The following is a 21,819-nucleotide window of genomic DNA, read 5'->3' as shown; positions in this document are numbered from 1 at the left end:
AAATGCTCAGCTCTCACGAGTTGCTTTCAGATGAGCATAGACCAGGTTTTCATTGGTACTTGTGAAACACCACACTAGGAGGTAGAGGCAGTCGGCATCGAAAAGCTTATAGGCACGGTCGGTGGGCTTGCTTGAGCAGCGAGCTGTATCAGAGAGGGGGCAGTGGCGCGCGATATAAGGGTACTCGCTTTCATCGAAGTGATCTTTACCCCAAAACCTACCCTTAAGTCGGTTGGATTCCACCAAAACCCCAAAACGAAAAAACCCGCCAGAAGGCGGGTTTTTCGTGGATTCCAGAGATTTTCAAAGCCTTCTCTGCAACCTTGTATGGTGCCGGCACCAAGAATCGAACTCGGGACCTACTGATTACAAGTCAGTTGCTCTACCGACTGAGCTATACCGGCAATGGCGAAGGAGTATATAGAGTCTGGCGCGCTTGTAAAGCCTACCTGCCTGATTAGCTTGAAAAAATCGCCATGTGGTGTCGCTGGTCGTCGGGCATTGAAGCTCTGGCGTTTGAGGCCGATACAGTTGCCGAGCTGGCATGTGGCCATGGAATGCAGGTGCAATGCAGAATACCCTCACCCATTACGAGCAGTTGAACGTTGCGCGGGATGCGACGCCTGAGCAGATCAAGCGGGCGTATCGCAAGCTGGCGCAGCAGCTGCATCCTGATCGCAATCCGGCTGAGGATGCGTCGGAGTTGATGAGCCGGGTCAATGCGTCGCATGAGGTGTTGGCCAATCCGGCGCGGCGCTTGTTGTATGACGCGCAACTGCTAGAGCAGGAGCGGCGTCAGCAGAGGGCTCAGGCGGTGGTGGTGCAGGGCCGCCAGGGTGCGGCGGTGTATGCGGCGGCGGCTCAGGCGGGTTCGTCTGCGACGGCGCCTGCTGCGCGGGCGGCCAAGGCGCGGCCTGCTTCGGCTGCGGGTGGCGGGCAGCCGGTTTCCAAGCGTCGGCGGCGGCGCACGTTGGTGCGTTGGGTGTTGTTGTTCATGACCTTCTGCGCGGCCGGTGCCTGGATGGGCTACGACCACAATGCCAGGCTGTCGTATACGCCGACCGAGGCGTTGCCGGTGTATGTCCGGCCTGCGTCGGAGCCGGAGCGGGTCGAGCGTGTGTTGCCGGTGTCGCCGCCTGTGCCGGCCGAGCCTGAGTGTGCGGTGCCGGCGCTGGACCCGCTGGGGGCGGCGTGGCCGCTGGATGCGGGTTACCTGCAAGGCATGCCGCTGATGAGGAGCAATGGCTGGTCGCAGATTGTGGTGGATAACCGCGGTGGCGATTCGGCGGTGTATGCCAAGGTCACTGATGCGGTGGGGCGCAATGCGTTTCGGCATGCCTATGTGCCGCCGGGTGAGCAGTTCAGTTTTGCCCGGATGGACGCCGGTTATTATCAGCTCAAGTACCAGATGCTCAAAACCGGCTGTGTGTTTGCCACCAACCGCATTCTGCTTGAAGAGACGCCGATGGGCAGCCAGGTGAAATCCAGTGTCTACCGGCTGACGCTGAGCAAGCTCAAAGGCCGCTCGTTTGCACCGACGCAACTCAAGCTCAATCAGTTCTGATCGCGGGCTGCGGTGATGATTTGCAATGGTTTCCGGGACGTTTTTGCGGGATGCGTCCCTTTCTTTTGACAGACATTTCCGACAGAATCCCGACCCGCTTGCGCCCCGCCCAATGCGCTTCTAGTCTGCGCCAGTCACCGATTTCCGGTGAACGGGTTTAGTCGCCCGCATTGAGTTAAAGCGCATAGCGCCGCCGTTCCGTTGGCTTGTTCAAAGGCCAACGTTCTATGGCGGCTGTGCCAGGGCATCTTCGGATGCACCGGTTTTAGCTCACCGGACGACTAACCTGCGTACAGCCGCCACCCTATCGTTTAGTCGTGATCAGGTGGCAGCTCACTGTAAGGAGCTAAAGCACATGGTCAACGATACTTCCGATAAACCCGGCAGCAAGACGCTGCTTCCTGTCTTGAATCAATCCATCGTAGAACGCGCCCTGGCGCATTACCTGCCCGCCACCGACGTTGTAGAAAACAACCCCGCCACTATCCCTCCGCATCTTGAGACCACACTGCTTCACGCGCTGGATTTCCTGCGCTGCGCGGCGGCGACGTCCTGTGAGTTAGGCGAGGGGCTTAGCGGTGCCCAGCGCAGCCTGGCGTTCTCGTCGATGCACATGGCGGAGATGGCCAGAGTGATGGTGGAGCGCTCACTGGCGTGCGTCGAGCAACCCTGATGGCGGCATGTTTACAGGTTTATTCACAAGTTCCGTAAACATGAAATTTTTCTGATGTGCGGTCCGGGTTCTGAGCAGTGCCCGGCCGCAAACCATTGAGCCAGAACGGGCTTGACTTTGGATACACGCCGAAAGCCCGGCATTGTCGGGCGCTTTCTACAGACGTTTTCCCCAGCTTCCGGAATTTAATCAACAGAGTTATCCACAGGTTGTGCGGTCATTTGTCGGGCAATCAACAGCAGGTTGCGCGGGGTCAGTTCAGGCGCACAGAAGGTGCCGAGTTGCACGTTATAGCCCTGTTCTTGCAGGTAAAGTGCCCGGTCCAGCACCAGCCACATCTCCAGCGGCCGACGGAACAAATTGCGTAGAAGCTCCAGATTCCGGACTTCTGCCAGCCGTTGCCAGCCTTGTGCCTCCAGTGCAGCCCAGTCTTGCGGGCCTGGTATGGGCAATTGTTTGCGGGCGGCCAGTTCATGGCAGTAATCGGCGTAAGGTTTCGCCAGCCACGCGACCGGCAGCGAAGGGGTGGGTAAATAGTTGTCCACACAGCGTAACCGGCGCTGGAGCAGATCAAAGCCCAGCCGCCGCGCCATCGACAGGTCGCGCTGGCGACGTACCCGGGCGGGCGCGGTGACGGTCTCGCTCAATGGCAGGCCAAGGTCATCCCGAGACAGTTGCAGCGCCGAAATCTGCCCCGCTTGCGACAGCGCCTGATATTGCGCATGGGCGGTGCGGTTGTAACAGCACGGCGCAATCGCCAGTTGCGGGCAGCCGGTGGCGCTGGCCAGACGCATTAATTGCACATGCAGGTCGCCGCAGGCATGCAGCGCGACGGCGGTGTGATCGGCGTGCAGATGGCTGGCGGTCTCGGCAGCCATCACGTCTTGCTGCACATGCTGGGCATTGACCCGATGGCGCAGGCTCAGCTCACGACCGGCCTCGACTAATGCCGGGTCGTACTCCAGGCAGGTCAGGCGCTGATCGGGGCCAGTGAGGCGGCGGCCCAGATGACCTTTGCCGGCGCACCAGTCGAGCCAGCGGGTCGGGGTTGTCGGCAGGTTCAGGTGGCTGGCGAAGGCTTCGATCTGTTGCCATTTGCGGCCGGGTACATCGACGCTCAGGCGTGGCTCCACCGGGTTTAGCGGTTGGCTGGGCAACTCGTCAGCCCGTGCCAAGGCAACGCTTTGCGCGGCCAGTTGGCTGAACGGCGGCGGGGCTTGCAGGTGTTCGGGGTGGTTGTGCGCGGCCTCGGCCTGCTCCAGTGTGCGGCTGCGCAGCCATTGCGAGAGCTGTGGGTAAGTGGCTTCCCATGGCAGGCACAGTTCAGTGAAGGGCTTGGGTCGCCAAAGTGCCTGGTGCGCGATGAGGAAGCGGTCCAGGGCCTGGAAGCGGCTGAGCAGGTCGGAGGTGGACATGGTGGTTGGGCCGCTCAGCGGGAGAAGGGTGGAGGGCGATGGGTACGGTGGCATACCCCGTAGGAGCTGCTTTAGCAGCGAAAAGCTTCGCGGCTGAAGCCGCTCCTACGGGGTATGCGTGCCGCCAGCTTGATCAGCGCCCGTGGGTCATGTCCACCCGCAGCGCTTTCTCCAGCAATTTAAAGCCTTGCACCAGCAAGAACGACATCACCAGGTAGAACATCCCCGCCGCGAAGAAGATCTCCACCGGCAGGTAGGTGCGGGCGATGATGGTGCGGGCCATGCCGGTCAGTTCCAGCAGGGTGATGGTGCTGGCCAGGGCGCTGGCTTTGAGCATCAGGATCACTTCGTTGCTGTACGCCGGCAGGCCGATACGCGCGGCGCGGGGCAGGATGATGTAGAACAGCGCCTTGTTCTTCGACATGCCCAGGGCGCGGGCGGCTTCGATTTCGCCGGGTGGCACGGCCTGGATCGCGCCGCGCAGAATCTCGGCGATGTAGGCGGCGGTGTGCAGGGTCATGGTGATGACTGCACACCAGAACGGGTCGCGCAGGTACGGCCACAACGCGCTTTGCCGCACCGCCTCAAACTGCGCCAGGCCGTAGTAGACCAGAAACAGCTGCACCAGCAGCGGCGTGCCACGGAAGAAGAAAATGTAAGCGTAGGGCAGGGCGCGGATCGGCAAGTGCTTCGATGAGCGGGCGATGCCCAGCGGGATGGCCAGGATCAGCCCGGCAATGACCGCGATGGCCACCAGTTCCAGGGTCAGGGTCGCGCCCTGGGCCAGGCGTGGCAGCCACTTGATGATGACTTCCCAGTTCATCAGGCGCTCCTCGTGAAGCCGCGTGCGGCGCGTTTTTCCAGAAAGTACATGCCGGTCATGGCCACTACGGTCAGCGCCAGGTACATGAAGGCGGCCGCCAGGTAGAAGGTGAACGGTTCTTTGGTAACGCTCACGGCAATCTGCGCGTGGCGCATGATCTCTTCGAGACCGATCACCGACACCAGCGCGGTGTCTTTCATCAGGATCATGAACAGGTTGCCAAGACCGGGCAGGGCGATGCGCCACATCTGCGGCATCACCACCCGAAAGAAGATCCGTGGCCGCGACATGCCCAGCGCCAGCCCGGCTTCGCGGTGACCTTTGGGCACGGCCAGCAGGGCGCCGCGAAACACTTCAGTGGCGTAAGCGCCGAAGCACAGGCCCAGCGCGATGACCCCGGCGGCGAAGGCGTTGAGTTCCAGGCCGGGAATACCGATCAGCTCGCCCAGCGCCCGCAGGCCGTTGACCGTGCCGAAGTAGATCAGCAGCACCCAGAGCAGCTCGGGCACGCCGCGCACCAGCGTCGAATAGGCGCCGCCGAACCATTGCAGGCCGCGGTGCGATGAGGTTTTGGCGAGGGCGCCAAGCAGACCCAGCACCAGCCCCAGGCACAGGGCCGAGAGGGCGAGCTTGACGGTCATCAGCATGCCAGCCGCAAGGGCCGGGCCGAATTCGTGGAGTTCGAAGTTCATGGGCAGGCTTTTTCAGGCCACCGTGGCCAGCCGCTGCGCCCTCGCGGGGCAGCGGCTGGCGCAGGGCGAATCAGAGGATACTGAACGGGAAGTACTTGTCGTTGATCTTCTTGTAGGTGCCGTCAGCGATGATTTCTTTCAGGGCTACGTTGAGCTTCTCGCGCAGTGCGTCGCCTTTACGGACGGCGATGCCGACCTTGTCGTTTTCTTCGACCGGGTTGCCCTTGAACTCGAAGTTCGCGCCGTCTTTGCTTTTCAGCCACTCGTAGCTGACGTACTTGTCGGCCAGGATCGCATCGCTGCGGCCGGCGGTCAGGTCCAGGTAGGCGTTTTCCTGGGTGTCATACAGGGTCGCTTTCACGTCGCTGCCCAGGTTGTCTTCCAGCCAGGTGGCGGCCAGGGTGGCGCGCTGGGCGCCAACGGTCTTGCCGTCGAGCTCTTTCTTGATCGTGGCGACGCTGTCGGCTTTCAGCTCAGTGCTTTTCGGCGCGATGAACTGCAGCTTGTTGGAGTAGTACGGGTCGGTGAAGTCCACCGCCACCTTGCGCTCTTCGGTGATCGACAGCGACGACACCAGGAAGTCGAACTTCTTGGCGTTCAGGGCCGGGATGATGCCGTCCCAGTCGGAGGTCACCGCCTGGCACTCGACTTTCATCTTGGCGCACAGGGCCTGGGCGATTTCATAGTCGAAGCCCACGACCTGGCCGCTGGCGTCCTTGTTGTTGAACGGCGGGTAGGCTGCCTCGATACCGAATTTGAGGGTTTCGGCGAACGCGTTGCCGGTGATTGCCAGTGTGGCAGCGGTGGCCAGCAGTAACTTCTTGTACGTCTGCATGGGTGTTGCTCCGTTTAACGATTGCTCGACATGAATTGTTGACACCTTACCGACCGTGGGGCCTCGAAGACTTGCTGGGGTGTGCCCTGCTCTTCGACCTGCCCCTGGTGCAGGAAGACTACTTCACTGGAGACCTGCCGGGCGAAATTCATTTCATGGGTCACCAGCAGCATGGTCCGGCCTTCTTCGGCCAGGCCACGGATGACGTTGAGCACTTCCTGGACCATTTCCGGGTCGAGTGCCGAAGTCGGCTCGTCGAACAGGATCACTTTCGGTTGCATGGCCAGGGTCCGGGCAATCGCCGCACGTTGCTGCTGACCGCCAGAGAGCTGGGTCGGGAAGGCGTGGCGCTTGTCGGCAATACCGACTTTGGCCAGCAGCGCTTCGGCCACCTCGATGGCTTCCGCCTTGCTCTGGCCCAGCACCCGGCGCGGCGCCTCGATGATGTTGTCGAGCACGCTCATGTGCGGCCAGAGGTTGAAGTTCTGGAACACGAAACCGATTTCGCTGCGCAGCCGGTTGATCTGCCGGTTATCGGCGGCCACCAGCTCGCCGTTGCGCGCAGCTTTCAGGCGCAGCTCTTCACCGGCGACCAGGATCTGGCCCTCGTGCGGGTTTTCCAGCAGGTTGATGCAGCGCAGCAGGGTCGACTTGCCAGAGCCGGACGAGCCAAGAATCGAGATGACATCGCCATCGCGGGCGGTCAGCGAGACGCCCTTGAGTACATCAAGCTTGCCGTAGCGCTTGTGCAGATTGCGGATTTCCAGGGCGGGCGTGGCCTCGGCCATGTGGGTTCCTCATAGATAGATACGCTCCTGCTTGTTGGTGGCCTTCCTTGGCGTGCGCCAAGCTAGCATAGCGCCAGAATCGGACCATAGTGCCAAAGGTGCAGGATGTGGCGGCGTGTCGCATGGATGCAGGGGACTGTCGCCGCAACAGAAACCGTTCATGCCGGGGGATTGCCCCATTGCCGACGGCCTTGCGCAAAAAAGGCGCGATGTTGCCAGCTTTGGTCGGTACAGGGAAGCCGCTTGTGCCCGGTGGTTACGTTTTGCTGTGCACCATAACAGTGCCTGTTACTACAGAGTGTTTCTCGCTGGTGCGTTGACGCCCGTTCGCTTGTGGTATTCGGTAACAAATCCCGAACAGCCCCGTAAAAGATCTCGATCGTTTTTTCGTCTGTAAGTCAGGTGGTTCCTGAGCGACGTCGTTTTTGGAACATTCTGGCGCGGAATTTGCGTAAAGAATAAAGAACATCGCCGTAGCATTCTTTTTACGAAGCGCTCCGATGTGTCTGGCTCGTCTCGCAAAGGTGCTTTAAATGAGCAATTCCGCAAATTTCTCTACCCTCGACCAAGGGTTGAAACCTCGGCACATCACCATGCTGTCGATTGCCGGGGTAATCGGTGCCGGTTTGTTTGTCGGCTCCGGGCATGCCATCGCCGCCGCTGGCCCGGCCGTGCTGCTGGCCTATGCCGCTGCCGGTACGCTGGTGGTGCTGGTGATGCGCATGCTGGCCGAAATGGCCGTGGCTTCTCCGGACACCGGCTCGTTTTCGACCTATGCCGACCGCGCCATCGGTCGCTGGGCCGGCTTCACCATCGGCTGGCTGTACTGGTGGTTCTGGGTACTGGTGATCCCGCTGGAAGCCAACGCGGCCGCAGCGATCCTGCATGCCTGGTGGCCGAACATCTCGTTCTGGGTCTACTCGCTGGTCATTACCCTGCTGCTGACCGCGACCAACCTGTTCAGTGTGAAGAACTACGGCGAGTTCGAGTTCTGGTTCGCGTTGATCAAAGTGCTGTCCATCGTCGCCTTCGTCGCGCTGGGCCTGGCAGCGATTTTCGGCTTTCTGCCGACCAGCCAGGTCAGCGGCGTCAGCCACCTGTTCGACACCGGCGGCTTCATGCCTAACGGTATGGGTGCGGTGCTCGCAGCGATTCTGACCACCATGTTCTCGTTCATGGGCACCGAGATCGTCACCATTGCAGCGGCCGAGTCCAAAGACCCGGCGAAACAGATCACCAAGGCCACCAACTCGGTGATCTGGCGGATCTGCCTGTTCTATCTGGTGTCGATCTTCATCGTGGTCGCGCTGGTGCCGTGGAACGACCCGCTGCTGGCCTCGGTTGGTTCCTACCAGACCGTGCTGGAGCGCATGGGCATTCCCAACGCCAAGATGGTGGTGGACATCATCGTCTTGATCGCCGTGACCAGCTGCCTGAACTCGGCGCTGTACACCGCCTCGCGCATGCTCTACTCGCTGGGCAAACGCGGTGATGCACCAGCCGTTGCCAAGCGCACCACCCAGGCCGGTACGCCTTACTGGGCGGTGATGCTGTCGACCGCTGCGGCATTCCTGACCGTGATCGCCAACTACATCGCCCCAGAGGCCGTGTTCCAGTTCCTGCTGGCCAGCTCCGGCGCCATCGCTTTGCTGGTGTACCTGGTGATCGCCGTGTCGCAACTGCGCATGCGCCGCAAACTGGTCGCCAGCGGCGAGCCGCTGACCTTCCGCATGTGGTTGTTCCCGTGGCTGACCTGGGCGGTGATCATCTTCATCAGCGGCGTGCTGATCACCATGCTGTTCATGGAAAAACACCGCATGGAAATCGTCGCCACCGCACTGCTGAGCCTGGGTGTGGTTGCCACCGGTTTGCTGGTTTCACGGCGCCGCAAGGCGGCGGGTGAGCAGGGTGCTGCGGCGCTGAATTGACCGCATGATCGGCCCCGGCGCATCGGGGCCGACTGGCCCGTAGGAGCGGCTTTAGCCGCGAACATTAGCCGCAACAAGGTTGTATTGTTCGCTGCTGAAGCAGCTCCTACAGCAGCTCCTGCGGTTTCTCAGGGCGCCGGTGATATAGCCAGCAAGCGCTCTGTGGCGCGTATCAGGTCCTGCGCGAACTGTTCTGCGCTCGCGCGTGCCTCGGCAGCGGTCTCGCCGGCTTCTTCTGACTATTGCCGGTAAGCCATCAGCTTCCCGGCAAGCTCTTCGGCCAGACGATCAAGGCGCAACTGCCTGCTTTCTGTCAGTCACAAAGCCCAGGCAAGGGCTTGAAAGGAATTGCCTCAACGCCCGCGGCGTTGGCTTTCGTTGCGCATCACCAGCAGGTCCGAAGCCTTCTGGTAGGCAGCCTGGAATGCGGGTGTGCTGATCCATTCCAGCGCGGTGTCTTCGTCTTCATTATGGAAAATCGCGCGATAGGTGATCAGCAGGCCCATCATGAAGTCGGTGGCTTCTTCGTCGTTCTGCTCGGCCAATACCAGTTCCAGTACCGGGTATTGCAGGAATACCGCGCACAGCGCGATCTGGCTGATGGCCTCGGCCTGATGCATGGTTTCGAACAGGTCTTCGTAATCGGCCGGGTCGAAGCCATTCTCGACCAGGTCCTGGAAGTCAAAGGTGCTCAGGTCGATTTTCACGTCATCGAACGGCTGATCGACCAACGGCGAATCGAACAGCGAATGCACCGACGTCTTCGGCTTCTGGCCGGAGCGATTCTGCTTGGCCTTGAGTTTTGCGCGTTGGGCGCGCTTTTGCTGCTTGTCTGAGGAGGCCATGAAGGTGTCCTTGGGTGTCGGTGTGGCGTGGGCCGCCATTGAAACGCAGACGGCGGTAAAACCCAAGTGCGATGTCTACAGAGGGCGTACCCATTTCACGGTTGTGGTGCCCGATCCGCCTGTTCCGCCTGTCGTACTGCCAGAGCCTGCGGTGGTGGTGCCGACGATGCTCTGGTCACTGCTCATGTTGGATACGTCCACCGCGATACCGCCCGCACCGATGGTGGTAGCGGTCACGCCGTTGTTGCCGGTGGACAGCCCGCCTTTGATGTTGGTGGTCGCGCCAGAAGCATTGACCAGACCACCGAGAATCACGTTGCCCCAGATCGTCCAGCCGTTGGTGTACAGCGCACGTTCGGCCTCGACCGCGATATTGCCGATGGGCATGCCGGTGCGGGTGGTGCCGGTGGAGTCGGTCCAGGTCGCCAGGGCCGTGGTGCTCTTGCACAGGTTAGTGGCATAGAAGGCGCCGCCGCAGGTGAAGCTGGGGCCGGAAAAGTTCGGCGCGTAAATCGGTGCGTTGGACGAACTGGTCAAGGTCACGTCACCGGTGCTGAGAAAGGTATTGCTGAAGCGGGCCATTTGCACGCCGTCGAGGGTCACGTTGCCCTGAAACCAGGCGACGCCGGGCGGGAATGCCATGATCCCGTTGAATACCCAGCCGTTGCTGGGCGTAGCATTCTTGCCGCAGGTGTTGTTGCCACCACTGTTGTAGTACCAGTTACAGATCAGAAAATCGGCACCCCCGATACGCTGCAAGTCAAAGGTGGTGAGGTTATACGGGCCTGGGTCGACCGCTGTGCCGTTGGCCCTTTTGACGTTCTGAATCCTCAGCATCGGCGTGTTGCCATCGAAATAGAACACGTAGTTGGCCTGGTCGCGCAAGGTTGAGACATCGACCGGTCTGAGGGTCAGGTCGCAGAACGGCACGCCGGGCAAGCCGGGAGACGAATTGGGGACGGCAAAACTCAGGTTGGCAATCGGGTTGCCGGTATAAGGCGTGCCGCCGCTGTTATTGAGTATGGCGCCGGAGATCCGGCTGGCGTTGCTGAAGGTCGGGGTATTCCACTGGGTTACCGACAGATTGCCGCCGCCCTGGAACTGGCCAATTGTCGCGGTCAGGATCGAGACGTTGCCGTGGGCCTTGAGCAGCGAGTAGTTGGCACTCCAGCCGGTGAAGTTGATGTTGTTGGCCCAGAAGGTGCCGACCGTGGAGTTGCGGAAGGCAACTTCGCCGCCATACACCGCGTTGTAGGTCATGGTGATCGTCGCCGGCAGGCTGGCGTCGCCGGAGATCTTTTTGGCCGCGCCCGCAGCGGTGGTGGTGATGGTACTGCCCGACAGGCTGATCTTGCTCAGGTCCAGCGCATACACCGTGGCAGGTGAGCCGCTCAGGGTTATCAGCGAGGTGCCTTCTGTGACAGGGGTGATGGTTCTGGCGGTGTCGGTGTTGATCACGCCGCCGACCAGTGCCGTGCCGATCTTGCTGCCGCCGGACATCACGTCGGCACTGAAGGCTCCGGCCTTGATCGAGATGTAGCTGCCGCCATCCTGGGTGATATTGATGTTCTTGGCGCCCAGCGTCAGGTTGTTGGGCGGGCTGGCCGAACTCATGCTGAAGGTGCCTTCGGTGCGCAGGATCGCGTTGTCGGCGACCCCGCCGCCGGACAGTTCGATACCGGCCTTGGCGCAACCGGACACTGACGCTCTGGCACCGTTGGTGATTCTCAGCGTGCCATTGAGGTTGATGTAAGCCAGGTAGGGGCCGTTGACGATCGACAGCGAGCCACCGCTGTAATTGAGGTCACCGTTGAAGGTCAGGGCATTGCCCAGGGTCTGCCCGGCCGGGCTGGCGCCCGCGCCTTTCTCGTATACCGCTTGCAGGGTTGAGGTGGCTTTGGCGCGCTGGCTGCTGACGTTGCTGTAGCCGGTGATGTTGGCCGTGAACAGGGTTTTGCCGTTCGCGGTTTCCTTGCACACGATGGTCGCAGCAATGGCCGGGGTATCGATCAGTTTGCTGCGCGGTGTGGTGGTGTCAGTGCAGGCGGGTGCGTCCGGGTTCTTTTCGGCAAGGTACTTGCGCAGCACTTCAACCCCTTCCCAGGCGCGTGACTCGGCCGGGACGTTGGCGTGGCTGGCCATCTGTTGCTCCCCTGCGCCCTGGATGCTGTACATCATTCCCACCGTAGCGGCCGTCAGGGCCACGCCGGTCAGGGTCATGATCAGGGTCGTGGCCATGCCGCGTTGTCGCGTGGGCAGAGGCATGGCGGGTAGCAGGCGTGAAAGGCTCATGGTGCAATCCTGCTACGAGGTGGGAAGGTTGGGCAGGCAGATTTCACTGACGCTTTTTACCGCGTTACCGGCTGAGTCCTTGGCACTGATTGAGGCTGTCATGATGACTTTCAGGCGGTTGGTCAGGGTTTCGGTCTTGCCGAATGGCCAGCACGGTGCGGATTCTGTCTTGAAAAAGCCTGCGGGCTGGAGATTTCCGTAATTGCTGTCATCGGTAGGGCTCTTGGGGGCGGCTACTAATACCGTGCTCGTCCAGTTGGTAGTGCGCCAATGTGCAATCTCAGTACAACTACTAGCGCCCTTTAGATAAAACAGTTGGCCATCCTGAGCTAGTAATCCAGCGCAACTGGGGGCGACTGTGGACGACAACTGGGAAACCCAGACCAAAGCGTTGCCTGTGTTCTCGACCGGCTGGGGGTACTCGTTGGTTGCCCTTAAAGTGTTGTTTGTCAGTGTCGCTCCAGCCAGCAGCACGATGCTGTTGGAAATGGGTAAATCCATGCCAAATCCCGCATTGCGCATCTCAAGTTGCGCGGTCAGAAAACCCGCGCTGACCTGGCCGTCCTGCTGCGCATCCTGAATCGAGCGCACCGAGATGCCGACCATGTTCTTGTACAGCGCGAGCATCGCCAGGATGCTGATCAGCGACAGCGTCATGCCAATCATCAAGCTGATCAGATTGAACCCGCGCTGGGGGCGTTTCACGTTTCGTCACCGACCCGAATCACGCCGCCGAACACAGTGCTGTCGCTGCTGCGCGTGGTGAGGACGACGGCGCCAGAGGTGTCTATCGTCATGCCGTCCACGGTAATGCTGGCGGTGTTGGTGCAGCTGGCATCCAGCGTCAGCGCTGCGGTCTGCATCGGTACGGTGATCTTCGCCAGGGCAGCATTGCCCGCACACAGCGTCTTGCCATACCGACTGATCAAATCCCGCATCTGGCTTACCGCAATGTTCTGCACCTTCATGTCGCGCTGGGCCACGGCGGCGCGGGAGGTGGCGTAGGTCATGCCCAGGCCGATGATCGACATCAGCACGATGCCGATCAACGATTCCAGCAGGATGTCGCCACGTTGACGGTGGCGTGCGGGCTTAAATGATCTCGACATTGACTGACGCTTCGCTGCCAACCGTTACGTTGATGGTGCTGGTCGTGCACGAGTTGCTGCCGGTGACTGGCAGGCCCCGGCTGTTGAACGCGATGCAGGTGATATTGGTTCCGCTGCTCTGCAGGGTTGCGGAGCCGGGCAGGTTGGCTTGCCAGAGAATGTTGTCGGTGGCTGCGCAGTTGATGCTGGCCAGGTCGGCGACGCTGAACAGCTTGAGTGTCTGGCCAGAGCTGCACAGCGCGGCGGCTGGCGCGTTGCTTTGGGCCGCGCCGGGGTTGCGCAGGGCGGTGGCCTTGGCGCGGCTGATGCCTTGCTTGAGCAGGTTGGCCGCTTCTAGCTGCCTGGCGCTGTCGGTCCAGGATTTGGTCAGTTGCGAGCCCATGGTGATCAGAAAACTGAAAATCGCCAACGTGATCATCAGCTCGATCAGGGTAAAACCACGGCTGCGGTTCATTGCCAGCCGCCGTTGTAGCCACTGCAACTGGCGATGGCACGCACGTTGTCCTGGGTCAGGGTGATGCTGCAGCCGTTGACTTTGCCGCTGCTGCCCAACGCTTCAAGCTTGTAGGTGCTGGCGGTGGCGGTGACGATCTTGTAGATGAACCCGTCCTGGCTAGGCTGCCAGCCCGACACGGAACACGTGGTCGTGCCGGTGGCGGCCACGCAGCGCGACTCGGCAGTGGTGCTGGCGGTGTTGGTCGGGTACTTGAGCTGCTTCTGGTAGAAGTTCTCCATCACCAGGCTCAGTGCGGCGAGATCGGACTGCGCGCCCTTGATCTTGCTCTTGGTCACGTAGCTCTCGTAGGAGGGGATGGCGATGGCTGCCAGGATGCCGACCACAGCCACGGTCACCAGCAATTCGACGAGGGTAAAACCGCTTTGTTTATTGCAGGCTGTAGCACGCATATCGAACATCGCAAAAGAAGAAAGTATTAATACGATACTACTATGCCAGCACCTGCCCCGGAAACAGCCGGTTGGCCGCTGGTAGCCCATTTTTGGCGGTTTGTCGGGTTTTTACCTGGCGTGTCATTACTTTGACTGGTAGTCGGAAAACAGGCGCTGGTGGCGAGTCCGGTAATGGCGGTGAATATATAAAGAACGGGATGTTTCAATCGTATGAAATTGAAAGTTCAATATATTGATTTCACTCATGATTAGCGCGCGGGTGGTTTTTTTCCTACCGATGTTTGAGGGTTGCCTGGTTTGAACCTTGATGCGCATTGAGAGCGGGTTGCGGTTGTCTTCGCGCCCGTTCGGCAAACCGCCTGCCTGTTATCGTTGGTCGGGATGCTGGCGAATCGAACGCAACGCTGCCAAAGGCATTTCCTGCAGGCAATAAAAAACCCGCACTGGGCGGGTTTTTTACTGATCGGGTGATGCGTGCACCACCTGATTTGAAGATGGTGCCCAGAGACGGAATCGAACCGCCGACACGGGGATTTTCAATCCCCTGCTCTACCGACTGAGCTATCTGGGCTACGGGGCGCATTAAAAGCGTTTTCCGGAGATGCGTCAACTTTTTTTTAGAAAAAACTGAATATTTTTCGATGCTTACGTGTTTTGTTCAAAAAATGATCAGTTTTCCGGCGCGACGTAGCCTTCAGCCTTGGCGTAGTCCTCACCCGAGAAGTATTTGTCCATTTCGGTCTGCAGGAATTTGCGGTCCTCGGCGTTCATCATGTTCAGCCGACGCTCGTTGATCAGCAGGGTCTGGTGCTTCTGCCAGTCGGCCCAGGCTTGCTGCGAGACATTGTTGAAGATGTCTTCGCCTTTGGCACCCGGGTACGGCGGGCGCTCCAGGCCTGGCAGTTGTTCTTTGTATTTGCGGCACATTACGGTGCGGGTCATGAGGACTCTCCTGCATTCAATACGTCGGCTGCGTGTTTGAGCAGCTTCTTCACCGGGGCGGCAAGGCCCAGGCGCGGCGGGGTGGCGAGGTTATACCAGAGCCAGTCGGCCTCGGCCACGTGGCTGGCCGGCGTCTGAACCCTGACCAGCCAGGGTTCGATGCTGAGCTGGAAATGGCTGAAGGTGTGTAGCACGCCTGGCAGCTCGTGGTGGCTGCCCAGCTCCAGCGCGTGCTGGCTGGCCAGGTGCTGCAGGTCATCGAAGGCGTCCAGCTCTGGCAGGCTCCACAAGCCGCCCCAGAGTCCGGTAGACGGGCGGCGGTAAAGCAGAATCTCGCCTTGGGCGTTGGCCAGCAACGGCATCAGGGTGCGTTTTTGCGGGATGCTCTTGCGTGGCTTGGGCACCGGGTAGCGGGTTTCCAGGCCCAGCAGGTGCGCTTCACAACTGCGCTCCAGCGGGCACAACAGGCAGCTGGGCTTGCTGCGCGTACACAAGGTCGCGCCGAGGTCCATCATCGCCTGGGTGTAGTGGTTGACGCGGGCGTGCGGGGTAAAGCGCTCGGCAACCGCCCATAGCTGGCGCGCCACGGCCGGTTCACCGGGGTAGCCCTCCTGCGCCACATAACGCGCCAGCACGCGCTTGACGTTGCCGTCGAGGATCGGCGCACGAATGCCCATACTGATGCTGGCGATGGCCCCGGCGGTGGACAGGCCGATGCCAGGCAGTTCGGTGAGCTGCTCGACACTGCGCGGAAACTCACCGCCGTGTTCGGCCATGATGATCTTCGCGGTCTTCTGCAGGTTGCGCGCGCGGGTGTAGTAGCCCAGCCCGGTCCACAGGTGCAGCACTTCGTCTTCGGCTGCTTCAGCCAGGTCCTGCACGGTGGGCAGGGCGGTCATGAACCGGTCGAAGTAGTTGAGCACCGTGCTGACCTGGGTCTGCTGCAGCATGATTTCCGAAACCCATACCCGGTAAGGGTTGATGTCCTGCTGCCAGGGCAGGTCGTGGCGGCCATGGACATCGAACCAGTCCAGCACCGCCTGAGAGAACTGCTCAGGCGCAAGGGCGTGTACAGCATTCATCGTTTGAACAGCCCCTTCAGAGCGTCTTTGAGTTCAGGGCTGACTTTGTCGCCCAGTTTTTCTTCGATCTTTTCATCGAGCTTGTTGCGCACTTCATTGGCCGCAAGCTTGGCGGCGACCTGGCCGATGCCTTCCTTGTCGACCCGGCACGCCTTGGCACCCAGCTCCAGCGGGCCACGGCAATGCACCGGCCACTCGATGCCGACATAGCGCTCGTTGACCTGGCAGGCCGGGTCGGGCATTTCGCCCTTGTCGCCTTCGATGATGATGCCGACGCGATAATCCATGCCCAGCACGCGCAGGTCGACATCGCCTTTACCGTTGAGGGTCAGGCCGGGGATCTGCGCCTTGAGGTCCGGGTTGCTGGCCACGCCGTTACGCACGGCAAGGCTGCCGCTCAGTTGTCGGAACGGGGTGTCCTTGCCGCGTGGCTCGCCGGTCAGCGGCTTGCGGTTGAGCAGGGCAATGCCCTGGCAGAGTTGCTGTTCGAGGTTGGCATTGACCAGCACGCCATTGTTGACGACGAAGCTGGCGGTGCCGTTAAGGCTGTCGATCAGCGCTTTCTCACTGTTGCCCTTGCCGCTCAGATCACTGTTGAGGATCAACTGGCCGCGCACGGGCGGGGTCTGGCCCTGGCTATCGAGCACGCGCTCGACCGGCACCTTGTTGACCCGGGTCTGCACGCTGGCGGTCGGGATGTCCTGGCGGGCATCAAGGTTGCCCTTGATCTCGAAGTCGCCGTTGTACAAACCGCCGCGCAGGCTGTCGACACGGATCACGCCGCCGGCGGCCTGGGTCTTGAGCGCGGCATTGTCGATCGGCAGCTTGTTGACGATCAGTTTGCCGAAACTCAGCTCGGCTTCGACGTCGAGACTGCGCAGGCGCTCCAGCGGCAACAGCTTCTCGGTGCTCCAGGCGGTCTTGGTCGGCGGCTCGGGCAGTGGGGTGGTGCCCGCGCCGGCGATGGCTGTGGCTTCGCTGTTCTGTACTTCGGACTTGCGCGCCGCCTTGGCGCCTTTTTCGGTCTCGGTTGCGGCCGGGCGATAGCGGTCGGCGTCGAAGCTGTCGGCCTTCAGTTGCAGGCGCAGCGCCTGTTTGCTGAAGTCTTCTATGGCGACGCGACCGCTGAAAGTGCTGTCGTCGACCTTGAGGTTCAGCTCATCGAGCACCAGGCTGGTCGGCGTGCCGCTCAGGCGGGTGACCAGCTCGACCTTGCTCAGGCTGCCTTCGGCCATGGTCGGCAGTGGCTGGCCGATACCGTCCATGAAGGTGCGCAGGTTGAATTGCGCCACCGACAGGCCGCCGCTGAGCTGCGGGGTCTTGTCCAGATCGCGGGCGCGCAGTTCGCCCAGCGCGCGCAGTTGATTGGTGGTGATTTTCAGGCTGTTCCATTCGGCCACATTGGCCGCCAGGTCAGCCAGCAACTGGCCTTGAGCAACAAAGGTGACGGTCTTGCCTTGCAGCGGCTCGCCGGCCAGTTCACCGGACAGACGCATGTCTTCGAACTGGTAGCGCTGCAGGGCCCGATCCAGGCGCAGGTTGCCGGTCAGTTCGGTGCGGGCGCGCAATGCAGGCTGGTTGCCGCTGAGGAACGCGGTGAGCTTCAGGCTGATGTCGCTGCCCTCACGAACCGGGCCGGTGCTCAGCTGGATGCTTTCGGCGGTATAGGTCTGGTTCTTCGCTTCATCGGTATACAGCACGCGGGCATTGTTGACGGTCAGGCTGTCGATATCCAGCTTGACGGGCCTGGAAGGTTTTTGCGCAGTGTCTTGTGCTGGCGGAGTGCTCTCGCCGGCCGGGGCGGTTGGCGTGGTACTGGCCGGGGTCGCCGGTTTACCGATGTCCTCCCAGTTGCCATGGCCGTTCTTGTCACGGTTGAGGGTCAGGTTCAGGCCTTCGACGCGAACATCGCTCATCTGCACTTCGCGCCGGATCAGCGGCAGCACCCTGACCGACAGGCCAAGCATCTGCAGGTCGGCAAACGGTTGGTCTGGCGCATTGAGGGTTGCGACCCGGGCGTCGTGCAATTCCAGGCCCAGCCAGGGGAACAGGCTCCAGCCGATATCGCCGTTGAGGGTCAGCTCGACATTGGCCTTCTCGCGGGCCAGTTGGCGGATTTCGTCTTTGTAGTCGTTGGGATCAAACAGATGGGTCAAGGCAAAGCCGAGAGCCACGATGATCAGCAACAAACCGAGAATAAACAGTCCCAGGATTTTGCCGAACGCTTTCATGGGCGGGTCCTTGTGGTCGGTCGCTCGAAATGGGTCAGTGAGTATACCGTTGTCGTCAGGCTGTCGGGCGCACAAGCCGGCAGGATGGCGGTCGGTCTGCCGGCTGGTCGCCGATTGGGTCGGGTAAATTGCACGAAGCAACGGACTTTGTGTGACAACTAAGCGCCCTGATTTATTGATCTATGGGGCATGTTTTTTATGATCGGTTAGATCTATTGCATCATAGAAAAAGCTTATTGAGAAAAGTCGAAAAAAACCTGTAACAAAACACTAACTGCCTCTTGTAAGTGCTACTCTTGCGCCATCGCTGATCAGGTGCGGCTTTTTGCCACATAACCGTAACCTATTGAATATAAAAGCTCCGGGCTTTCGTTCATGGAAGACTGAGGGTGGGTCGGCGTTAAAAGTCCTGCGAGCATTGCATACATTGGGGTTAATACAATGAGTACAAGCACAGCGTTGGGTGGCCAATCTGCCCAGCCTGCGTTCTTGTCCAAAGAACGCATTATTGCCAAGCCGGGTTTCAACCGCTGGCTCGTTCCGCCCGCCGCTCTGGCCATCCACCTGTGTATTGGTATGGCTTACGGCTTCTCGGTGTTCTGGTTGCCGTTGTCCAAGGCTGTCGGTATCACCGCTCCTGTCGCCTGCACCCCGGACATGGGTTTCTTCGCACAGATGTTTGCGTCGAGCTGTGACTGGCAGATCTCCATGCTGGGCTGGATCTACACGCTGTTCTTCATTTTCCTGGGCTGTTCGGCAGCTATCTGGGGTGGCTGGCTGGAGCACGCAGGTCCTCGTAAGGCCGGTGTCGTCTCGGCACTGTGCTGGTGTGGCGGTCTGCTGATTTCCGCGCTGGGTATCTATACCCACCAGATCTGGCTGATGTGGCTGGGTTCCGGAGTCATCGGCGGTATCGGTCTGGGCCTGGGTTATATCTCTCCGGTGTCGACCCTGATCAAATGGTTCCCGGACAAGCGCGGCATGGCTACCGGCATGGCGATCATGGGCTTCGGTGGCGGCGCGATGGTGGGTGCACCGCTGGCCACTGCACTGATGAGCCACTTCGCCAGCGCTGACGGCGTAGGTGTATGGCAGAGCTTCGCGGTCATGGCGGTGATCTACTTCGTGTTCATGATGGGTGGCGCTCTGGGCTACCGCGTACCGCCAACCGGCTGGAAGCCTGAAGGCTGGACCGCGCCTGCCAAGAAAGCCAGCAACGCGATGATCACTGACCGCCACGTGCATGTCAGTGTGGCCTGGAAAACCCCGCAGTTCCGTCTGGTCTGGCTGGTGCTGTGCCTGAACGTTTCGGCTGGTATCGGCATCCTGGGCATGGCATCGCCGCTGCTGCAGGAAGTGTTCGCCGGCAAGCTGCTGGGCAATGACCTGACCTTCAGCGAACTGAATGCTGACCAGCTCAAGGCCATTGCGGCGATCGCCGCCGGCTTCACCGGTCTGCTGAGCCTGTTCAACATCGGTGGCCGGTTCTTCTGGGCCTCGTGCTCGGACTACCTGGGCCGTAAAGCCACCTACTTCATCTTCTTCGCGCTGGGCTTCGTGTTGTACGCCTCGGTGCCAACGCTGGGTCACTGGGGCAGCATCGCGCTGTTCGTGGCGGCCTTCTGTGTGGTGCTGTCGATGTACGGCGGCGGCTTTGCCACTGTGCCGGCTTACCTGGCTGACCTGTTCGGTACCCAGATGGTCGGTGCGATCCACGGTCGTCTGCTGACCGCCTGGGCGGCAGCCGGTGTGCTGGGTCCGGTACTGGTCAACTACCTGCGTGAGTACCAGCTCAGCCACGGTGTGGCGCGGGCCGATGCCTATGACATCACGCTGTACATCCTTGCCGGTCTGTTGGTGCTGGGCTTTATCTGCAACCTGATGATCCGTCCGGTGGCCGACAAGTACTTCATGACCGACGCCGAACTGGCCGCCGAGCGCGCCATCGGTCACGACAAGAGCAGCGAAGGCACTACCGTGCTGGAATGGAAAGCCGCTGCCGGTACCACGCCGTTTGTGATCGCGGCCTGGCTGGCCGTGGGCATCCCGTTGGCGTGGGGTGTGTGGGTGACCCTGCAGAAAACAGCGGTACTGTTTAACTGATCCACGTAGGAGCGACTTTAGTCGCGAAGAGGTCTGTAGCCTCGGCACGTTTGTCGCGAATACGACGAAGGCTTCGCAGCTAAAGCTGCTCCTACAGATATACCGATCAGTCAGAAGTTATAAAAAAAGCGCCTGCATGCAGGCGCTTTTTTGTGGGCGCTGTAAAACTCAGGACGACTTGGACAGCTGTGCTGCGCTCTTGCACTTGAGCCTGTAGGCCGCGATCAGCAAGGCGAGCCAGAACGGCATGATGACCACCGAACTGCTGATGCCTGGCGTCAGGTACATGATCACCAGGATGCCGAGCAGAAATGCCAGGCACAGGTAGTTGGTGAACGGGTAGCCAATGCTCTGGAATTGAGTGACTTGGCCGGCCTCACGCTTGGCGGCGCGAAATTTCAGGTGGGTGATGGTAATCAGCACCCAGTTGATCACCAGCGAGGCGACCACCAGGGCCATCAGCAACTTGAAGGCTTCGCCGGGCATCAGGTAGTTGATCAGTACGCACAGGCCGGTGGCTGTGGCCGACACGGCCAGCGAGTTGACCGGCACGCCACGGGCGTTGACCTTGAGCATCGCCTTGGGCGCGTTGCCCTGCGCAGCAAGGCCGAACATCATGCGGCTGTTGCTGTACACGCAACTGTTGTAGACCGACAGCGCGGCGGTGAGCACCACGATATTGAGCACGGTGGCGACGATGTTGCTGTCCAGGTCATGGAAAATCAGCACGAACGGGCTGCCGCCGGTGACGACCTTTTCCCACGGGTAGAGGCTCAGCAGAATGGTCAGCGCGCCTACATAGAAAATCAGGATGCGGTAGATCACCTGGTTGGTGGCCTTGGGAATGCTGCGCTTGGGGTCCTGGGCTTCGGCGGCGGTGATGCCGATCAGTTCCAGACCGCCGAACGAAAACATGATGAAGGCCATTGCCATCAGCAGGCCTTTGACCCCGTTGGGGAAGAAGCCGCCGTTCTGCCACAGGTTGCTGATTGAGGCTTGCGGGCCGCCGTTGCCGCTGGCCAGCAGAATGGCGCCGAACACGATCATGCCGATGATCGCGGCCACCTTGATGATCGAGAACCAGAATTCTGTCTCACCGTAGGTTTTCACGCTGCTCAGGTTCAGCAGGTTGATGATCACGAAGAACGCTGCCGCCGACATCCAGGTCGGAATCTCTGGCCACCAGTACTGGACGTACAGGCCCACGGCAGTGAGTTCTGCCATGCCTACCAGCACATAGAGCACCCAGTAGTTCCAGCCCGACATAAAACCGGCCAGCGGCCCCCAGTAGGTGTTGGCAAAGTGGCTGAAGGTCCCGGCCACCGACTCTTCGACGGCCATTTCGCCGAGCTGGCGCATGATGAAGAAGGCAATCAGGCCGGCGATGGCGTAGCCGAGGATGACCGACGGGCCGGCCATGCTGACGGTATGGGCGACGCCCAGAAACAGCCCGGTACCGATGGCACCGCCCAGGGCGATCAGCTGGATGTGCCTGTTTTTCAGGCCGCGGTGCAGCGTTGCTTGGGTCATTGGATTTTCCATAGCAATGAATGACAAATGGCCCGCTTGCAGCCGGGCTCTTGTAAGG

At 60.7% G+C, this 21,819-nt stretch carries 19 protein-coding genes and 2 tRNA genes; 4 read left to right on the top strand and 17 right to left on the bottom strand.

The features are described from left to right. Nucleotides 1-328: 328 nt before the first annotated feature. Nucleotides 329-404, bottom strand: a tRNA-Thr gene (locus tag PSCI_RS06925). A gap of 164 nt (nt 405-568) precedes the next feature. Here PSCI_RS06925 and PSCI_RS06920 point away from each other — a divergent pair. Further along, nucleotides 569-1,564, top strand: a complete 996-nt coding sequence (locus tag PSCI_RS06920; protein WP_045484575.1) for a J domain-containing protein — start codon at nt 569-571, stop codon at nt 1,562-1,564. A 355-nt stretch (nt 1,565-1,919) separates the two neighbouring features. Further along, nucleotides 1,920-2,237 (top strand): DUF6124 family protein, encoded by a 318-nt coding sequence (locus PSCI_RS06915; protein WP_045484573.1) that lies wholly within the window; start codon nt 1,920-1,922, stop codon nt 2,235-2,237. 185 nt (nt 2,238-2,422) lie between these two features. Here PSCI_RS06915 and PSCI_RS06910 read toward each other — a convergent pair whose 3' ends face one another. The 5 genes from PSCI_RS06910 to PSCI_RS06890 form a co-directional block, all read right to left on the bottom strand. Beyond that, complete coding sequence (locus tag PSCI_RS06910) at nt 2,423-3,652, bottom strand: methyltransferase (RefSeq protein ID WP_084709874.1); 1,230 nt, start codon at nt 3,650-3,652, stop codon at nt 2,423-2,425. 133 nt (nt 3,653-3,785) lie between these two features. Next, on the bottom strand, nt 3,786-4,475 hold the full coding sequence (locus PSCI_RS06905) for an ABC transporter permease (RefSeq protein ID WP_045484571.1): 690 nt from the start codon (nt 4,473-4,475) through the stop codon (nt 3,786-3,788). Continuing rightward, the gene (locus tag PSCI_RS06900; protein WP_045484569.1) at nt 4,475-5,167 is read right to left on the bottom strand and encodes an ABC transporter permease; all 693 of its coding nucleotides are present in this window, start codon (nt 5,165-5,167) and stop codon (nt 4,475-4,477) included. The genes PSCI_RS06905 and PSCI_RS06900 overlap by 1 nt, the downstream gene beginning before the upstream one ends. 70 nt (nt 5,168-5,237) lie before the next feature. After that, nucleotides 5,238-6,002: an ABC transporter substrate-binding protein gene (locus PSCI_RS06895; protein ID WP_045484565.1), complete on the bottom strand. Its 765-nt coding sequence runs from the start codon at nt 6,000-6,002 to the stop codon at nt 5,238-5,240. Nucleotides 6,003-6,016: 14 nt separating this feature from the next. Next, entirely contained in the window at nt 6,017-6,790 is a 774-nt protein-coding gene (locus PSCI_RS06890; RefSeq protein WP_045484562.1) for an ABC transporter ATP-binding protein, read from the bottom strand. Between the two features lie 533 nt (nt 6,791-7,323). Between PSCI_RS06890 and gabP the strand changes: the two genes are divergently transcribed. Next, on the top strand, nt 7,324-8,718 hold the full coding sequence (gene gabP / locus PSCI_RS06885) for a GABA permease (protein WP_045484559.1): 1,395 nt from the start codon (nt 7,324-7,326) through the stop codon (nt 8,716-8,718). A 353-nt stretch (nt 8,719-9,071) separates the two neighbouring features. Here gabP and PSCI_RS06880 read toward each other — a convergent pair whose 3' ends face one another. The 10 genes from PSCI_RS06880 to PSCI_RS06835 all read right to left on the bottom strand — a co-directional run bounded on the left by PSCI_RS06880 (nt 9,072) and on the right by PSCI_RS06835 (nt 18,128). Continuing rightward, a complete protein-coding gene (locus tag PSCI_RS06880) occupies nt 9,072-9,563 on the bottom strand; it encodes a hypothetical protein (protein WP_045484556.1) in 492 nt (163 codons plus the stop codon). Between the two features lie 75 nt (nt 9,564-9,638). Beyond that, nucleotides 9,639-11,855: a hypothetical protein gene (locus tag PSCI_RS06875; RefSeq protein WP_231906381.1), complete on the bottom strand. Its 2,217-nt coding sequence runs from the start codon at nt 11,853-11,855 to the stop codon at nt 9,639-9,641. Nucleotides 11,856-11,867: 12 nt separating this feature from the next. Continuing rightward, nucleotides 11,868-12,560: a PilW family protein gene (locus tag PSCI_RS06870; protein ID WP_084709872.1), complete on the bottom strand. Its 693-nt coding sequence runs from the start codon at nt 12,558-12,560 to the stop codon at nt 11,868-11,870. After that, a complete protein-coding gene (locus PSCI_RS06865; RefSeq protein ID WP_045484553.1) occupies nt 12,557-12,964 on the bottom strand; it encodes a type IV pilus modification PilV family protein in 408 nt (135 codons plus the stop codon). Before PSCI_RS06865 ends, PSCI_RS06870 begins: the two co-directional genes overlap by 4 nt. Beyond that, nucleotides 12,948-13,418 carry a pilus assembly FimT family protein gene (locus tag PSCI_RS06860; protein WP_045484550.1) on the bottom strand — a complete coding sequence of 157 codons (471 nt, stop codon included), beginning with the start codon at nt 13,416-13,418 and terminating at the stop codon, nt 12,948-12,950. The genes PSCI_RS06865 and PSCI_RS06860 overlap by 17 nt, the downstream gene beginning before the upstream one ends. Continuing rightward, nucleotides 13,415-13,870, bottom strand: coding sequence for a type IV pilin protein (locus tag PSCI_RS06855; protein WP_045493931.1), 456 nt, complete (start codon nt 13,868-13,870; stop codon nt 13,415-13,417). The genes PSCI_RS06860 and PSCI_RS06855 overlap by 4 nt, the downstream gene beginning before the upstream one ends. 498 nt (nt 13,871-14,368) lie before the next feature. Continuing rightward, nucleotides 14,369-14,444 (bottom strand) — tRNA-Phe (locus PSCI_RS06850). Nucleotides 14,445-14,542: 98 nt separating this feature from the next. Next, entirely contained in the window at nt 14,543-14,815 is a 273-nt protein-coding gene (locus PSCI_RS06845) for an oxidative damage protection protein (protein WP_045484547.1), read from the bottom strand. Then, nucleotides 14,812-15,897 carry an A/G-specific adenine glycosylase gene (mutY, locus tag PSCI_RS06840; RefSeq protein WP_045484545.1) on the bottom strand — a complete coding sequence of 362 codons (1,086 nt, stop codon included), beginning with the start codon at nt 15,895-15,897 and terminating at the stop codon, nt 14,812-14,814. The genes PSCI_RS06845 and mutY overlap by 4 nt, the downstream gene beginning before the upstream one ends. Next, the gene (locus PSCI_RS06835; RefSeq protein WP_045484542.1) at nt 15,894-18,128 is read right to left on the bottom strand and encodes an AsmA family protein; all 2,235 of its coding nucleotides are present in this window, start codon (nt 18,126-18,128) and stop codon (nt 15,894-15,896) included. The genes mutY and PSCI_RS06835 overlap by 4 nt, the downstream gene beginning before the upstream one ends. Nucleotides 18,129-18,569: 441 nt before the next feature. On the opposite strand from PSCI_RS06835, the gene PSCI_RS06830 reads away from it, so the two are divergent. Beyond that, complete coding sequence (locus PSCI_RS06830; RefSeq protein WP_045484538.1) at nt 18,570-20,231, top strand: OFA family MFS transporter; 1,662 nt, start codon at nt 18,570-18,572, stop codon at nt 20,229-20,231. A gap of 168 nt (nt 20,232-20,399) precedes the next feature. Here the strand turns inward: PSCI_RS06830 and PSCI_RS06825 are convergent, their stop codons facing one another. Next, the gene (locus PSCI_RS06825; protein ID WP_045484535.1) at nt 20,400-21,773 is read right to left on the bottom strand and encodes an amino acid permease; all 1,374 of its coding nucleotides are present in this window, start codon (nt 21,771-21,773) and stop codon (nt 20,400-20,402) included. Nucleotides 21,774-21,819 lie beyond the last annotated feature (46 nt).

Origin of the sequence: Pseudomonas sp. StFLB209, assembly GCF_000829415.1 — a bacterium.
Taxonomy (GTDB): domain Bacteria; phylum Pseudomonadota; class Gammaproteobacteria; order Pseudomonadales; family Pseudomonadaceae; genus Aquipseudomonas.
The sequence above is the reverse complement of the archived record's forward strand: the minus strand, read 5'-3'. Positions and strand labels throughout refer to the sequence as shown.